9 protein-coding genes are annotated in these 17,508 nt (G+C 43.7%); all 9 read right to left on the bottom strand.

From position 1 onward, the window contains the following. Positions 1 to 61: 61 nt before the first annotated feature. Positions 62 to 616 (bottom strand): hypothetical protein, encoded by a 555-nt coding sequence (locus NE665_RS20915; protein ID WP_256302625.1) that lies wholly within the window; start codon positions 614 to 616, stop codon positions 62 to 64. A gap of 92 nt (positions 617 to 708) precedes the next feature. Beyond that, positions 709 to 1,383, bottom strand: coding sequence for a jacalin-like lectin (locus tag NE665_RS20910; protein WP_256302624.1), 675 nt, complete (start codon positions 1,381 to 1,383; stop codon positions 709 to 711). Between the two features lie 82 nt (positions 1,384 to 1,465). Beyond that, positions 1,466 to 1,978: a hypothetical protein gene (locus NE665_RS20905; RefSeq protein WP_117444961.1), complete on the bottom strand. Its 513-nt coding sequence runs from the start codon at positions 1,976 to 1,978 to the stop codon at positions 1,466 to 1,468. Next, the gene (locus NE665_RS20900) at positions 1,975 to 13,704 is read right to left on the bottom strand and encodes a ZmpA/ZmpB/ZmpC family metallo-endopeptidase-related protein (protein ID WP_256302623.1); all 11,730 of its coding nucleotides are present in this window, start codon (positions 13,702 to 13,704) and stop codon (positions 1,975 to 1,977) included. The genes NE665_RS20905 and NE665_RS20900 overlap by 4 nt, the downstream gene beginning before the upstream one ends. Before the next feature lie 4 nt (positions 13,705 to 13,708). After that, positions 13,709 to 14,005: a hypothetical protein gene (locus NE665_RS20895; protein ID WP_238135345.1), complete on the bottom strand. Its 297-nt coding sequence runs from the start codon at positions 14,003 to 14,005 to the stop codon at positions 13,709 to 13,711. Continuing rightward, the gene (locus tag NE665_RS20890) at positions 13,975 to 14,835 is read right to left on the bottom strand and encodes a thioredoxin family protein (protein WP_256302622.1); all 861 of its coding nucleotides are present in this window, start codon (positions 14,833 to 14,835) and stop codon (positions 13,975 to 13,977) included. The genes NE665_RS20895 and NE665_RS20890 overlap by 31 nt, the downstream gene beginning before the upstream one ends. Before the next feature lie 176 nt (positions 14,836 to 15,011). Next, complete coding sequence (locus NE665_RS20885) at positions 15,012 to 16,064, bottom strand: site-specific integrase (protein WP_256302621.1); 1,053 nt, start codon at positions 16,062 to 16,064, stop codon at positions 15,012 to 15,014. A 428-nt stretch (positions 16,065 to 16,492) separates the two neighbouring features. Then, positions 16,493 to 16,960, bottom strand: coding sequence for a hypothetical protein (locus tag NE665_RS20880; protein WP_256302620.1), 468 nt, complete (start codon positions 16,958 to 16,960; stop codon positions 16,493 to 16,495). A 4-nt stretch (positions 16,961 to 16,964) separates the two neighbouring features. Beyond that, a partial coding sequence (locus NE665_RS20875; protein ID WP_256302619.1) for a hypothetical protein occupies positions 16,965 to 17,508 on the bottom strand: 544 nt, incomplete at its 5' end.

The raw sequence follows: 17,508 nt of genomic DNA, 5'->3' as shown, positions 1-17,508 counted from the left end.
GACAGGTGCTTGTACTTCTTTCCTTCGTCCTTTTTTCGTTCTTCCATAGGTCCTCTTTCCTCTATTCCTTTATCGTGATGGACAGCGTACTTGCCGCCTTGCCGACGAATTCCTTCGTCTTCATATCGTAGGCCTCAAAATAAGCAGTCACCGGATAGGTGCCCTTCTTCAATGCCACATCCAGCTGCGCCGTTTCGATCTTGTTGCCGGGACGGATCGCACCGCTCTCATAGATCTTCTCGCCATCCTTCTCATCCTGCTTCAGATAGATCTTCACGACCATGAGATAGCGGTTCTGCGGATTGTTCTCGATGCGCAGGGTCCCCTTGCTGGTGCCGTTTTTGAATACAGGACGGGTGTTGATGTTGAGCATGAACTGTCCCTCCGCCACCTTGTCATCCAGCAGCTTCTGTATCTCAGCCTCACTCAGTCCATCCAGGGTGCCCTCACTCTGGTCGGGGTCCATGGCAAGACCGTCTCCGGTATCGAACAGCTTCCATGCGGCAAAGCTTCCCAGCAATATCAGCAGCAGTATGAGGATGAGCCATTTCTTTTTCCCGTTCCTCTGTTTTCCTTCCTTCTTCTCTTCTTTTGATGCTTCCTTCATCTCTTCCATTCCTTTTCTCCTTCCATCGTACCTTTGCATAAGGAAGGGAGTGCTCCCTCCCTCATGTAAGAGCACGATGTGCTCTTTTGTATCATATCGAATTAAGATCCTGACGGTGTATCAGCCGCAGGCTGTACCATCTCCAATGTATAGGTTACATTGAATGCTTTCTCATAGATACCTGTTACTTTTTTATCATCAGTATTTGCCGGAATACTTGCTTTCGATGCTGTTCCACTAAATGGTATCGTTTTTGATGTATTTTTTGTGACCTTGAAATCAGTGATTGCAACTTCTGTATCCTGTACCATTTCTTGGTTCATCAGACTGATCGATACCATTCTTGGATCGGTTTCTTCTGCAGCAACAGTAGTCGGATCCTTCAAAGTCCACTTACCATTCTGCGGTTTTTCAACCTTTACTGATTTCACCTTCACATCGACGGAAGATGTCTTATCAACGGATATCGCATACTTTCCTGTATGTGGTGTCTTGAATTGCAGATGATCCTTATCAAGAGAATCCGCTGCTGTATTCTTATTCAATACTGCAAAATGCAGTCGGATCGGTACGGTCACCTTCATCTGGTCAAGCTGTGTCTTTTCACTCAGCATCGCCCATACTTCTCCCTTTGCTTCCTGAGAATCTGTTTCTGATTCGATGTTCTGATTCTCATCCGTCTGTGGATTCACTTCTGTTGCTTCTTCTGCTGCGTGGATCGGTGCTGTGACAGCACACATCATCGCTGCCATTGCTAATGCTAATAGTTTTTTCATAATGGTTTCTCCTCTACCTTTCTTTCCTGACCCGTATCTTTTACATCCCCGCCGGTCTGGGATACATGCTCTTTCCTGCTTCTCATTCCTTCACCTTTATTTTCAGCTTTGCCGATGCTTCACCTGCCTTTTCATTCGTTTTCGTGTCATACGCCTCGAACGTCGCCGTGCACGGATAGGTCCCTTTCTTCAGCTCCTCATCCAGATAATCCTCCTTGATCACCTGTGCCGGCTTGATCGCGTCACTGTGATAGATCTCCCGCTCATCGCTATCCATCGTGATCCTCACCTTCATATTGTAGCGGTTGTTCGGTGCGTTTTCGATGCGCAGCGTCCCCTTGCTCTTCCCATCCTTGAACACCGGGGAGCTGTTGATCGATATCGCCAGCATGCTTTCCGACAGCTTCTTGTCCAGCATCTCCTGGATCTGTGCCTCACTCATCCCATCCAGTGTCCCATCCTCTGCGGCACTGTCGAAGCGGAAGCCGTCCCTTCCCAGAAAGAACCAGATCCCGATCCCGGCGATGACGAGCAAGAGAAGGAGGACAGAGATGATCTTCTTCCTGCTCTTACCTGCTGTTTGCTCTTCGCTCATTTCGTTTCCTCCTTCCCCTTTACTTCGTAGATATATTTTTTACTGATCGGCGCATCCTCTTTCGATACCTCTGTTATGAATCGGAACTTATAAGCGTTCTCGATGGAACCGTTTGTATCGAAATTCCATACCTGTTGCTTGCTCGTGATCCCACTGAAGTAATAGCCGCTCCATGCATCTGCGCCCAGACGCATCAGATGTGCCGGTTCGCTATTCGGTAAGCCGGTATCCAGCCATGCACCATCTGTGATCTTTGTAAAGTTAGAGCCATCATTCGAGCACTTCAGATACGCTGTTCCAGCAGGAATCTGATTGTAATAATCAGTGCTTTTCATCTCTCCTGCAAGGCTTGGTACCTTCTCACTCTTTTCCACCACTCTTCGATCGATGCTAAACTGTAACGGCATACCGTTTCCATTGACGGCCTGTTCATTGTTCGTACTCTGTTTCATCACCTGATCATCCAGTGTCAGCTGGATCTTTTGCGGCAACGCTATATCTACCTGTGTGATCATCGTGATGTCCGCTTTCAGCTTCGCTGTTATCCCTTCATCACTGTTTTCCCTGAGCATCGCTTCCCATGTATATTCCGCTTCACTCATCGCATTTACACGATAGATACGCACTTTCATTTTTACCGCGGCATCTGGAACTGTAATTTCCCCCATTGTCCCATCTACACTTGCAAGCACTTGATCGCTTTCGCTATAGAATACAAGCTCTACCGCAAAGTTATCATTTCCCCAGGTACTTCCCTTCTCATAGACGAGGTCTGTTGCACTGCCATCTGCTTTCATGAAAGCAGAAACCGGATGATCGATCTTCGCTGAGACTTCCTTTGTCTCTTTACTGCCCTCAATCTGTTCTTTTCTGGTGATCTTATTCGTGTCGATAAATATCTTTCCTTTTTTCAGTGTATCCGGGAATGGTATAAATTCGCTTTCCTTATACGGTGGTGTCTTACGATCCGTACTGTTTGTGATTTCGATTGCTCCAAAGTTGATAAACGGTTCCGGTGACACACCTACAGATTTATCAGGTGCACTTGGATCGTATTCATCCGTTTCTGCAATACGCGTCCACAGATAATATTCTGTATTTCGATCCAGATTCGTGAATACATGACTTCCCTGTTCATTTGCTTGTACTGTATCCCAATCACCAGGCGTTGGTACATAATTCTCTTTATCACTTAGATAGTACTCATACTCTGCATTCACCAGCTCCAGTATAAGATTCGTATCCAGATCTCGTTTCAATTTCTGATACTTGCCATCCAATGGATTTGGGTTCATCTCTTTTGTCACGATGACGGAATTCGTCTTCTTTATGCTTCCCTGATAATGAGCAGCATTTTCCTTCGCTTTGTATTCCACCGTGATGTAGGAGCCGACATCCTCCTTCGTATAGGTATAGCTGTAGCTGATCGTCTTCGCAGTTAGATTTGTTTCAACTCTGTCACTGTCTACCGGAATCTTCTCTCCATTGCTTCTATGTAAGAGGAACTCTCCTTCGTCGTAGCCTTCTCCGCTATATATGAATGAAATCTCTGATCCGATATTGCTTGGTCTGGCAGCTGCCTGCCGCGTATCCACGACATCCTGAATCACTAACGCATCCTCATCGAAGAGCGCGTGCTCTGTTTTTATAGGTAAGCTTGGATCACTGACTACCGATTCATCATAGGCAGCCGTTGGAATAAATTTTGCGAATAACCTATATTCACTATCTCTTTGTAAATTGTGGAACCAGCTTTCGCGTGCAAGATATTCATCCTCACTCTGCCAGTGGATATTGGCTTCGATCTCATCCTGCGTAGTCAGGCTATTTCCCGCATCATCGACCGGCTGACCGTCTACGTACCGCAGATAGCCCACCTGTACATACGGGATATCTACAATTTTATCTGTCTTGTAATTGGTCGGTGTACGAAACTGGATACTATTTCCATTCACTCGTACCTTTGTCGGTGCATTCGGTTTCTCCTGTTCCGCCTTTTTCCTTACAACAATAGGGTCTGTCTGCACACTACCAACATATTCCGTGTTTTCTGCAGCAGTATATACAGCAAAGACTCTGTGATTCAAATCTGCCGCTGTCAATGCATAGGTGCTGACATTTCCATTCGTTTTTGAGTCCGGAATTACAACAGCATCTTTTTTAGAGATTCCATTTTCATCCACTTCTTGACGATACCATGTAAAGGTTCCGTTTTTATCGTTTTGATCACTGTCGTAATTTGCTTCCAATGTATCCAGAACCTTTGTCGTAACAGAAGCTTTGATCTGTGCTTTTCCTTTAATCAAAGCCCCCTTCAATCGTTCCGTAGTAATATAGGTAATCGTACCGGAGTAATCATCAATGCCTGTCATAACGATTTTCAAATACTGCCCCGTATACTTCAAAGGAATTTGAAATCTGCTTCGTGCATAGCCATCTACGGTATCATCAAGCCGCCAATCGTCCAATGCCTTCATATCAGCATCGATATTCTGCCATACGGCCGAATCGTCTTTTTCTGATGCCACATAATATTTCCATGAAACAGTCGGAGCCTTGCCATCAACAGTATACTTGACAGTCTTGCTCTGCAGCGTCTTCCACTCTACGTTTTCATTCTCTTCTTCTATCTGATCATAATTTTTTCTAGCAATCGGTTCCTTTTCTGTTCTTACTGGCCGAGCAGAGTTGATACCGCTGGCTGCATAGCTTCTGGATTCCAGTCTTGCGACGTAAACTACATAGGATTTATTTGCTTCTAAACGAATATCCATCTCCTTCGCAGTTGCCTTGATCCAGTGACCGCTGTTTGCTGTTGATTCATTGTTGACCTTTGAGCTTTCTTTTTCATTAACCGCTTCTGATACCTCTAAAGCAGGAAGCTCATCAATATTTGCCGATTGCACATAATAATAAATATCTTTGAAATCGTCTTTAGCGCTTACTATATGCAGCATACTTCCAATGGCTTCTGGATCTTCTGACAGAGGCGTGATTATTGGAGCAAATGGAGTTGCATAATCTGTTTTGAAGACATTGCCAAAGGAACGTTCTGTATAACTGCTAAAATCACTATTCTCTTTGGCACTATAGCGTACCGTAACCTTTGGGTTTCCATCCACTGGAGGTACTGTGAAAGACAGGTTGGTTTCTCCATCCACAGCAACACCATCGAGATACCATTGCCAGGTTCCGCTTGTCGTATCATCTGCTTTATCCGGATACACACCACCTACATACGCAACACTCAGCGTTGTATCAATCCCCGGCTTTGAAGATGCACTGATAACATTGATATTGCCAAGCAATGGCGAGCGTAGTGTTCTTTTTGGATCATCTTTGTTAATCAATGTCCAGTCACTGGCGTTATATCCTATTTTTTCAGCCTTGCGAATGAAGAAATCATATTCTGTATTTCTTGATAATTCATTGATGACAACATCCTTTTTCCATGTAACTGAAACGTTATTCGGCTGGATAGCCTTATCTGTTTCGCTGTGCTTTCGATACCCGAATTCAAAGATTGCATCTTGATCACCGGTATCGGTAACTTTCAGTGTCATCTGATACTGCATGATATTCGATATTTCTGTTTCAACTTTACCCAGACTCTGTTCTGCATTAGCTATTACTTCACTGGCAAGCGAACATTCTCCTGTGTAATCACCATTCGCTTTAAATGTCGCTTTGATCTTATAACCAGCATCCTCCGGTTTAAGTTGATAACTTATCTTATTCGGATTATTCTCATCAGTTGTCGCCAGTATCGTATTGCGCTTGCTATCATCATTTTTATCTACTCTTTCCAATATCCAGATACCTGTGAGATCCTTTGTATCATCGTCAGTACCCTGAACGGTAAATGCTATGGTATTCTCTACCTTCTGTATACCTTCTGTTATGATTTTACTTTTTCCTGTGATATCCGATTGCGCAGTAGTAGCTGTTACATAAGGAGACCATCCACTAGGCTCATAATCTTCTTTTTCATGCAGTCTTGCGTACAGATAATACGTAGTGTTTCTTTTCAGCTCATTGATCGTTACCTCAGTATTACCGGGATAACCATGTTGGGCATTATCAAGAATCTGTATTTTTTTCCCCGCGTTGTCTGTATATCCGAAGTCATATAACCCATCCCCGTTGTGACTGATCGTGATTGAATGTGCATCCTTTTTATTTCCTACAGGTTTGTCAGGGGCATTTTGTGGAATTCTGAGAACATTTTCTATCGTATAGGAAACGGGTTCATTTTTCGTACCTGGATTCTTATAATCGCCATTCTCAATCTCATTATAGGAAAAACATATATCCTTGCCGACATCTTCCTTTTTTAATGTATAGTAAATATCATAATCACTTTTATTTGATGCCTCATTCGTAATGTCTGTGCGATCTCCGTTATGTTCAATACGTTCAATTTTCCAGTTACCCTTTTGCAGGTTGTCATCTCCAATATAAGCATGTACATCCTTCCCCATATTGACCGCGCCATCTGTTTTAATAGGACCAACGATATCTGTTTTCTTTGTCGTGACTATCTGTACGGAGCTCCAGTCGCTCGCTTCATATCCATGACCACCGGCAACTCGGGTAAACAGCCAGTATGTTGTATTTCTAGTAAGACCAGTTATCGTAAAAGCATCCGTGGAATGCCCGGCGATAATTTTATTTCCATTTTCCGAGGTTGCATAAGCATATTCATAATCCGCACCCTCTATTCCCTGAGCTTTCACGGTAATAGAATTATCTGTGATGTTTTCAGGATTTATTCCCGTAGGCCTAACAGAGGTAACTGCATCTGTAAAGCCGGAGGACATTGTTGCATAACCATTAGCACTTACATCGACATTGATTTCATAACCAACATCGGAAGGTTTAATCGTATAGGTGTTAGAAGCCGCTCCTGTGATTATCTCGCGATTAGTAGTGCCCGATTTTCTACGATACCATTTATATGTTATTCCAGATGCTCCAGATGTATCGACAGTAAGTGAATTTCCAGGATTCGCATCTCCTTTGACATTAACGGATGTTAAAGAATTGACTGCTTTTTTCGCATTAAACACATATGTATTAGAAGCTGTTCCTCCAATAGATAAATCTGGTTGCTTGTATGTGATGGTAATTTCAGCAGTTCCAGTTTTAACAGGGATAATTGTTCCACCATCCGTTACCTTTAGTATACTGGGGTCACTAGAACTTATTGAGTAATCTTTTTTTTGCAATTCTTCAGGTATTTTAATAGTTCCATTTATATTACCGTTAAACATGTCCGTATTGTTGGTTTGATTGTCAACAGAAGTAAATGCGCCTCGTGTTGCCGTATACAACGATACTACTGGATGGTTACGTATCCATGTAAGTCTTGGATAATAGCCTTCTTTATTTTCCCAATCACCACTGCCGTTGAACAAATCGCTGGTTGTCATTTCATAAGATGTTTTACCTAAAACTTTTCCATCAAAACCCGTTGTGATTGCAGTTGGCATAATTGTGGAGTCAAAAAAGCTGTTTGTCAAAGTGGTTCCTTGTGGATAATTCCCCACTACATTGATTGATTTAAAATTCTGATATGCAACATAGATATTATCAATTGTTACCTTTCCTTCACCAAGATACCCAACCATACCGGATGCCCCTTGCGATCCATAGGAACCGAATTCCAAATTAAGCAGAAAAACATTTTTATAATGAGAACTACTGCCAGCATAATTCCCTGCATTACCTGTTAATCCACCCAAAGCTCTTCCAGCAGTTACACTACCTCCGACAGCTCCAACATTTGAAACAGATGCACTACCGTAAATGGTACCTCCGATAATGTAACCAGTGTCCCAATTGCTATACAAATCAGAATCAATCAAAAATACATTTTTAATACTTACATCTTCCCCTTCGGTTCGCGAAGTAATGCAAGCTCCTGAAGTGCCATTTGTGAGGTTTATATCTGCATTCTGTATGATAAGATTTTGTACACTTGATTTTCCATACATTCCGTATAACAAAGGCTTATCCATATACGATATAGTGTGATAATCGCCCTCAAAACTTCCGTTAGCAGTTAATTTACTAAGAAATGAATCTTGAGGGATAGGTGAATTCTTCATGTTAACATTATTTGTTAAAACATAATTTGCTGTAGTATCAGCAAATGGCTCCTGGGCAGTCATAAATTTATACAAATCCTCTGCGCTACTTATTGGAGTACCGTATCGATAAGGAAGACGATCACTTGTATATGTTCTATCCGTGGGAATTTCCAATAGGTTTTCATCGACATATAAGAATATATCATTTGGCACCTTCAGTACTGCAAAGACATTTCTTCCATCATATTCTTTGGCCCAGCCTGCTTCTATCGTATTCATTTCATTTTCAGTATAGGTACTGTTTGTATGCTCCTTTGGACTATCCTCATTGATAAATAATTTAAAGCGTCCTTTTAAATCTTTTCCGGTCCAGTTTTCTACTAATGCAGTTACTTTTGTTCCAGTATAAACCGTCTGATTACCATTTCCATCCTTTGTACTTGACTCGATCGTGATCTGCTCATTATAGATTTTTCTTACATAATTTGTATTCACCTGCTTGATGCTGTCCCCGCCATATCCAAGCTCGTTATTCGGTACGAATTCTGCTTTAATATAGTGCTTCCATAAATCTTCACTTATCGTTAAAGTACTATGCTTCTTATTGATTGTCGGACTATATCCGCTGGCCAGCTGTTCCCACGCATCACTATCTGTAGCTGGCACAGGTGTTTTTCCATCATCTCCACAGGTTGTTTTACTCTTGTACCATTTCCATGTTCCCTGTACATTATTCGCATTCTTTAACTCTGCGGTTATTGTCTTTCCTATAACAGGGTACGTGATTTTAGTATAGGATATATCACCACGATCTGCCTCTTTGACATCTGTGGTATTCGTGATTTCCATAGTACCTGTCTGCCGTACGGTTCCAATTTCTGCACTGGCTCTTGCCATACTGCTGACCTGTGTTTCTCCAGTTTCTGCCTTGACTACGTATAACGTATATGTTGTATTCGCACTTAAATCCTTATTTTCATAGTCTTTACTTACATTCATACCAACCGCAGTACATGGCGACCAGCCCGCAGCTTTCAACGCTTCATCCGTGATTGCTGTTGGAGATTCCGGTGCAGGTATGTTATCGTTCTGTATCCGATACCATATTCCCTCATAGCTGCCCAATGTAAAATCCAAGCTTGGCTTACTTTCCGCTGTGTCTGTTCCCTGTCTAAATTGTTCTATAGTTGTATTTGAAACCAGCTGCTTCTTGATTTTTGGTGTCACTGCCTCCTTATGATCCATAAAATCACTGCTCTCTGGCATTGTATACACCACTTTTATAGCTTTTTGAATATCTTTACTTTGTGGCGTATACTTGCTTGTATTTGCTCCTGTAATTACATCATAATCGCCACTATCATTTTCACGATACCATTGCCATTCGCCTCCTGCATCGGAGCCCTCCGGCATATAATTGGCCTTGTTGTATACTGCCTCCATTTCCTGCCCGGCAGTATTTGTACCTTTTATTTCCACATATCCCAAAATACCTGTTTTCTTCGTTCTGACACTCAGACAAGTATCAGACCATTCACTGTCTGAGCGTGTATCATTCCCTTTTGTCTGAACCCAGATATGGTATACCTTGTTTCTTTCCAAGCCTTTTATAGTAACATTTGTTCCTGCATATGCATCATAGTCAGCTGATTGTGCACTCTCTACATTTTCTTCCAGACTATAACGAAAACCATAAACAAGCCCCTCTGTACCATCCATCCGAAAGGTGATCGTTGAATCTGTTCCTGTATTCTCCACTACTTTCAGCATAGCTCCATCCGGTTTATCCATTGGATTTAGTTTATATTCCAGCAAGGACTCTGACGTGCTTTGAACGCGAGTAATCGGTACCCCTTCTTCTGTTTCTTTTTTGAAATCTTTGTCAAATTCAAATTCTACGCGATATCTAGTTCCTGGCGCGTCTGACTTTGGTATTTCATAATACGTCGAGCATCCATCCGTTCCGGGATAGAAAGCATTTATAACCTCTTCTGCTTTTCCTGGTTCTTGTTTATACCAGTACCATGCACCATCCTTCGTATTTGGTTCATTTCCTGGAGCATTTATATTATCCAATCTAGCAGTGATACGTTCTGTTTGTGTAGGTGCTAGCTTCCCTGCATTCCCATATTCAAAACGTATTGCTCCATTGAAATCTGTTTGCTTTGTTTTAACAGTGATATAGTTATCAGACCATTCAGATTTTTCATGACGATCATTTTCATGAAATCGCATAAAGAAATAATACGTTGTATTTCGCTGTAAACCACTAATGACAACAGATCTACCGCTCTCATATACACCTCTTACACCTTGCGGACGATATTCCTCCGGTACACCATTTTCCAGCTTTGAGTATCCAATGTTTACTAATTCTCCTTCCGGTAATTCAGAAGGTATGTTTACCTTTACCGTAGTATCTGTTTTTGAATTATTATATTCCAGCGTTTCCACTGGCGCGGCCTGTATGGCAGGCTTGATGATTTCACTTTGTGCACTTATCTCTCCACTGTAGTTTCCAGACCCCTCTAATACGATTTCCAATCTATGCCCGATATATTCTGGCTTCTTCAAGCCTATTGTTTTACCAAATTCAGTAGAACTTGTTAATGCATTACCACGACTACCGTCGGTATTAACCAGATACCAGGTATAATTCCCCGTCTGATCGGTATCGTATCCGGTTAAGGTTGCGTTTAATGTATCACCAAAACGAAAGCCACTGCCTGTAGATGTTATTTCAAGAGTTCCTTTCACATATGGAAATTTTGTTGTAACTTCCTTATAGATTTTCTTATCATAATCTGAATTCAGATGTCCATTTTCACCAATCGCTCGTACATAAATCAGATACGTCGTATTTGCTTGTAAGCCAGTAATTGTCACAGGATTGCTGCCTCTTGCATATACATCAAATTCTTGAATCGTTCCGTTTTGCGGTTTAAATAAAAACTGATACAGCCCCTTTCCCTCTGTATAAGATTCCGGCATCCTAACAGTTATTGATCTGTCTTCTACTGCCTCATCATTTGTTCCTGCCAATTCCGGAGCTACGGTTGGAGAAGGTGTCGGAGCTGCTTCTACAGTCTTTCCAAATGCACTGCTAATGACGGTTCCACTTGCTCCTCCTTCTCCTTTTGCCACAGCCTTTACACAAATTTTCTCATTGACATCCTTGCCCTGTAATTGATAAAAGCTGCCTCTTCCCTGAATGGTTTCATCTATTGTTACACCATCATCTTTATAATGATGCCAGGTGTAATCCACTTCGGAATCAAAATTCCCCGGTTCTACCAATGCATACAGTTTAGTGTCTACGACCATATGCTCATCTTTAGCAATACTTGTTCGCTCCATATCTGTGTATATCTGTACCTTGCTCAGAGGTGCCTTGACCACGGTCTTACTGCTCGCTGTGATACTGCCCTCAAATGCTTCATCCGCAGCGGTAAAGGTTGCACGGATATACTTACTGCTGTCTTCCTGTTTCAGTACATAGCTGCTTGATATATTGTTTTCTTTCGCACTTGTTTCTTTTGATAATTCTGTCCATGTCGTACTGGTCGGTGATTCCGCCTTCTCCCATTTCCAGCTTCCTTTCGTCGTCATGGTTTCCTTCAGTGTTGCTTTCAGGGTCGCTCCGGCTGCCATGTCTTCCGACAACTGGATGCTTCCACCGATCTGTCCTTTTACTGTCTTTACTTTTTTCTTTATGACATCCTTGGTTCCCTTCAAATCATACTCATACACATAATAGGTCGTATTCCAGTTCAGACCATCCCAGCTGATTGCTCCATCCCACAGGTATCTTCTCCATCCTGAAGCGATGGCTGCCTTATGATCTGCCGGTAGTTTACTTTCCATGCCGTCATCCGTCGTGATCAGATAATAGTGATTCGCTTGCATATTGAAGCTGATGCTCGTTGTCTTCTCTGCCACCGACTGTCCTGCCTGCGGTTCTTCTCCTGCCAACAGCTTTGCGGAGGCTGCTCTCATCACACGCGTTCCACTGGATGTTTTTGCGACCAGCGTTCCTTCCGTATCCTGATCCAGACTGCGCGTTACCTTTGCAATCGCGGCATTTCCAGAAACTCCAACATTCCCCTCTGCACTCCATGAGATAGCTTCTTTCCCTGTTGAGGAAGGCAGTGCCACATCCTTCGTCAGTCCCATCAGACTTGTCTGCGTACTGACTGCCAGTGTACTGAGCGCACTCAGCTTCTTTGCCTCTTCACTATATTTGTCTGTGATCTCTTTCTTTGAAGATGGATAGCTCCCCTTTGTTTGTTGGAATCCGTCTATTGTCAGATCTCCACTGACCAGCTGCTCACTTGTGTATTCCTGTGCTCGCAGCTCTTCTTTCGATGCCACGCTGATATCATAGAAGCTGCTTTCCAGCTTACTGCTCTCTCCATTGAAATTGCCTGTTTCCTTGCCTTCCACATACACGGCCGCATAGCAGTTCGTTATACTGCTTTCTTTTCCGAATCCATATGCAGATTGCTTGCCTTCGATGATTCCTGTTACATAGCTGTTGCTTATTTCTGCATTTCCGGAGACGACAAAACCGGAAGCTCCTGCTTCCCCTGTGATTTCCCCGCTCACATAACTGCTTTCTATACTTGTATTTGTACTATTCACCAGCATTCCAGCAGCAGTTTGCTTTGAATGAATGACAGCTAAAATGCCAACGCCATTGATTTTTGTATCAGCTGCACGCAATGCCAACGCTGCTGTGTCTGCATCCGTATCGATAATACTGCTCAGATTTACATCATTTATATTTGCTTTCTTCAGAGAAGTGAACAACGGCTGCTTCAAACCTTTGATCACATGGCCGTTTCCTTCCAGAGTTCCTGTAAATTCTTTTTCTATCAGTATAGAATCAGAGGTCACCGCGATATCACTGTCCAGGATATACGTCTTATCAGGTGCTTTGGCGATATCCTTCAGGCCCTGTTCATTCGTGATGTGGATCTCCTTCACTTCTTGCGGCTCTTCTTTTTTTGGTTCTTCCTTTGGTTGTTCTGCAATACCTGTTTCTTCATAGGATACTGTAGTTCCAAGAGGTGTGTTATCTACTGTTTCGCTCTGGAACACATAGCTTCCGTTCTCCTTCGGTGTATAGCTTCCCTGATACAAGCCGTTCTCCTGCTTCTCGACCTTTACAGGCTCCTTCTTTTCCTTGAAGGTAACTGATATATGATCCGTGTTTTCCATTCGTCCATACAAGGTCAATCCTCCCTGCCCTGTCTTTTCCACATACAGGTCGGCCAGTCCTTCCACCACCTGCTCATGCTCCTCTAGCACGCTTCCCTGCACATCGATGCTACGGATCACATACGTCCCGTTTTGAAGGATATCGAACTGTGCCGGTGTATTCGTATGCAATATCTTGCGTTCCATCTCCGCACCATCCTTCAACAGTACCGCTTCCACTGCCTTCGTATCTGTCGTGGTGATGCTCAGCGGTCTACTCACATTGCCTTCCTTCAATTCCAGTGTCACTGTCGCAGGATCCTCAGCAAACAGCTGCTGGATATCCAGCTGTGGAAGGATGCTCACTGCCAGGGTGACCACCATGACCAGGATCACGAGCTTCTCCAGCCTTCCCATCGGTATCTTTTTCTTCATTCCCTTACACTCCTTCCATCTCACTGTCCTTCAATACTGCATAGATGATGACCTCTCCTGCGAGCAGTCCCCATTTCCCCCACTGGACCATATGCAGGATACTGCCTTGATATCGCTGCGGTACACACACATACAATCCGCTTTGGATCAGGATGAGCAGGAAGAAGATCCCTGCCATGATGAGCATGCACAGTCTCGTCTTTTTGATGATCGCCTGCTTCATCTCCTGTAGCCAGAGCGTCCTGCTTTTCAGCTGTTCCTGCTTCTTCCTCAATTCCCTTGTGGATTCTTCGCAAACCATGCGGCTATCTCCTTCTCTGTTGCATTGTCCTTCAATACTGCTCTGACTTCGCCATCCTTGATATAGTAAACGCTTGGAGAAAGGCTGAGGCTCATCGTCTCATTGATGATGCTCATCCCCTCATCCATCACCTTCTTCTCTTTATCACCTTCCGGCTGTACGATCCGGGAGGTATTCAATACGAACACCTTCGTCTTTTCTTTGTCGCTATATGCTCGCAGCTTCTTGGAAAAGGATGCATTGTAGCGATCCTCTCTGGCATGATACAGATAGAAGCTTTCTTTGTTTTTCAGCTTCTTTCCGATAGCTGTTATGCTCGTATCCTGCAGATACTCTCCCAGTGTCAGTTGATAGGACGCTTCCGCCTCCTTCAGCTTCTCTCCACTGAGCAGCTCACAGTCGATCATGTAATTCTGCCATGCGAGCTCACTCATCACACCCTGCTCTGTTTTCTTCATCTTTCCATCCTTGAAATAGAAGAACTGCGGCGTGCTTCCGCTGAAGGCAGGGATGAGCTTCTGGATATCCCGGAATGCCTGATCGGTATCGGAAATCTTCTCTCCCTGTTCATCCAGCTTCAGCTCCACGATATCGATGTCCTCATGGGTACGGGAAAAAGGGAGGATGGTTCGTTCCATCAGCGAACAGTCGCTGCAGGAATTCTGGGAGACCATGAGGATGAAGGTGCTCTTCTCCCCGATCTTTCGCTCCAGCTCCTTCAGCCTGATCTGATCCAGCTGAACATCCTCTTTCGTCAACAGCATATCCGAATCGCCGCAGCCACTCATCACCAGACACAGACTCAAGACTGCCAATAATTTTTTAAACATCCATATCCCTCTTCCTTTTTCAATGCTTGATACGCTACGCTCACTGATCAGCTTCCTGACAGGTTTTGCACTTCCCATTAATTTCCACAAATCCTGTCTTTTTATATATTGTCAAATCTAGCTTTTCATGGTACTATCTCTACGCCTACAGTAACCTACTGTAGGTAATCGGCTGTTTATGCATATAGCTCTCTGAGCTGTGCCATATTCAGTTTTTTTATTTCTCTCGACATTTGAAAGTCACTCACATGTGTGTAAACATCAGCTGTGATCTGTGTCGAGGAATGTCCCAGTATCTGACTGCACACCTTCAGACTCATCTGTGCTTCCATGGCTCTCGTCGCAAAGGTATGCCGCAGACTGTGAAAATGGATATCCGTTATCGATAATTCCCTCATACATCGATTGAAATAAAAACGAATCATCTTCGGTTCCATGGGATTCCCTCTGGTATTTATAAAGAGTGGTGCCTTTTTTCTTTTATGCATGGATGGCATGGTGGTCAGGTAGGTATATAAAGCCCTGTACAGATCATCGTTCATAGGAACAAAACGTTCTTTTCCGTTTTTTGTTTTTCCATAGATAAGCTTGCTATGCAGGTTTCCCTGTGCATCCGTTATCGGAAATCTGTTCAAGGATCGCTGAATATGGATTTTTCGATGCTCCAGGTCGATATCCCCTACCTGAAGACCGGCGATTTCTCCGATTCGCAGTCCTGCATATTCTCCAAGTAACACCGGCAATAGAGAATTTTCCTTCCATGTCGGATCAACGACCTCGCTTATAGACTGCTGCTCCTCAACCGTCAGCGTCCTTTGCGCCTTTTGCTCTTTCTGCGGCAGGACAACAGCCTGACACGGATCGTATTCCAGATAGCCCATAGTCACAGCTTTTCGCAGGGCTCTGCTGAGAACCTGAAACTGCTCAGATACCGTCTTCCTTGATAACCCGCCATTTTGATCAAGTCTTCCTTTGGTAAGCTGGTGGTTTACGAAATACTGAATCATTACCGTCCTCAATTCCTTTAAATGATAATCACCCAGCAGCGGGCAGATATGCGACAGGATATAAGAGCGGAAATTCATACAGGTAGAGGGTCTGCATTGCGGCAAAATAAAGCTCTCCAGCCAGAACAGCAGCCATTCCTCTAGCGTCGGATCATAGAAAAAGGGTTTCTCATTACTTTCCAATGCAGCCAGCTCAGCTGGATCGATAATACGTTTTGACATAGTTAAACCATCCTTTCGATAGACAAAAAAAGACCCTCCATCTGTAAAATGGAAGCCATGACGAAAACACCTTTTATAAAAGGGCACCGTATTGTTCCATATAATATTCAGATAAAGAATCAACGCGCTGATCTGGAAGGAAAAACAAATCCGCACAAAATGTAAGGATTTAAACATAATATGACATAAAATAGCCTGAAAATCCTTTACATCATGTGACGAAAGTGTTATAAATATAACGTAGACAGACAAACATTCACTACAGTAGGTTACTGTAAGAAGCGGCTCAGCTGCTTCTTTTTTTCATGTGTCATGGCATCCGCTGTCTGTATAATATCACATTTACGGAATTATAATTCACAAAAAAATACCCCTAAATAAGAGGTATTATTTGCGTTTAGTAACAATTTCTTATTATTAAAAAATACTTAATTTGACTCTCCGTCGATAGACTTCACATATTTATAGAAGGTCGCCTTTTTCAGTGAGGTTCTTCTGCGGTAGGTCTCCAGCGGGATATGGTTCTTCTGACAGTATTCCACCTGTTCCTTGAAGTCCTCCGGAAGACTCGCACGCGGTCTTCCATAGCTCCCCGCTCCCTCTTTCTTCTTCTCCAGTGCCTTCACGATCCCCTTATACTGCGCCTTCTTCAGCTCCTCCCGTTTCTTTCGTTCCTCTCGCTTCATCAGATACAGGATGTCCAGATATACATCCGGGGATATCCGCGCATCCTTCACCTGTAGACGGATATCCTTTTCCCCACAGTAGCGCAGCTTCTCCTCCAGATCCTGCTCATCCCTGCAGAACGCACTCAGCGACAGCACCTCCAGCACATCCTTCTCCATCAGCTTCCCCTTCAGCTCTCCCCAGTTGTCCTCATATCTTCTTACACACATACCTTCAACTCTCCTTACGTCTCTTCCTTACCCTGCTTCCCTTTCCGCTCTTTTTCAAATACAGGCCGCCGACCAGACTCACTCCGAGGAATCCCGCTGCCGCAAACATCGCCGTGCTTCCCAGCGCCAGCTTCTGATCCACCCTTCGGCTTCCGCCGACCAGTCCGCTCACCCACGTGTTCAGACTCTTCTCCTCCACCGGCAGACTACGCTGTGAAAACACATAGTCCTTTCCCGGTGCCATCCTCACCTCGATGATGTTCTCCTCGTCGATCTGCAGATCCTTTCGGACGTAGACCAGATCCCGCTGCTCTACCGAAAACTGATACACTCCGTATGCATGATCCCAGCTCGCAGGTACTCCGATCCCGATATACACCGGTATGCTCACATGCGCCTGCTCACACTGCAACAGATATACGATGTCATTGGTTCCACTCATTTCATACATCGCTTCCTTATGGCTGCACTTCGCTCCAAATTCAAAATCCAGCGTCGTTTCCTTCATATCCTTGATATCACTGTATAACAGTCGCAGTCGGTAATGC

Source organism: Clostridium sp. DFI.1.208, from assembly GCF_024463855.1.
GTDB lineage: Bacteria > Bacillota_I > Bacilli_A > Erysipelotrichales > Erysipelotrichaceae > Clostridium_AQ.
This window is presented reverse-complemented; position numbering and strand designations above follow the sequence as displayed.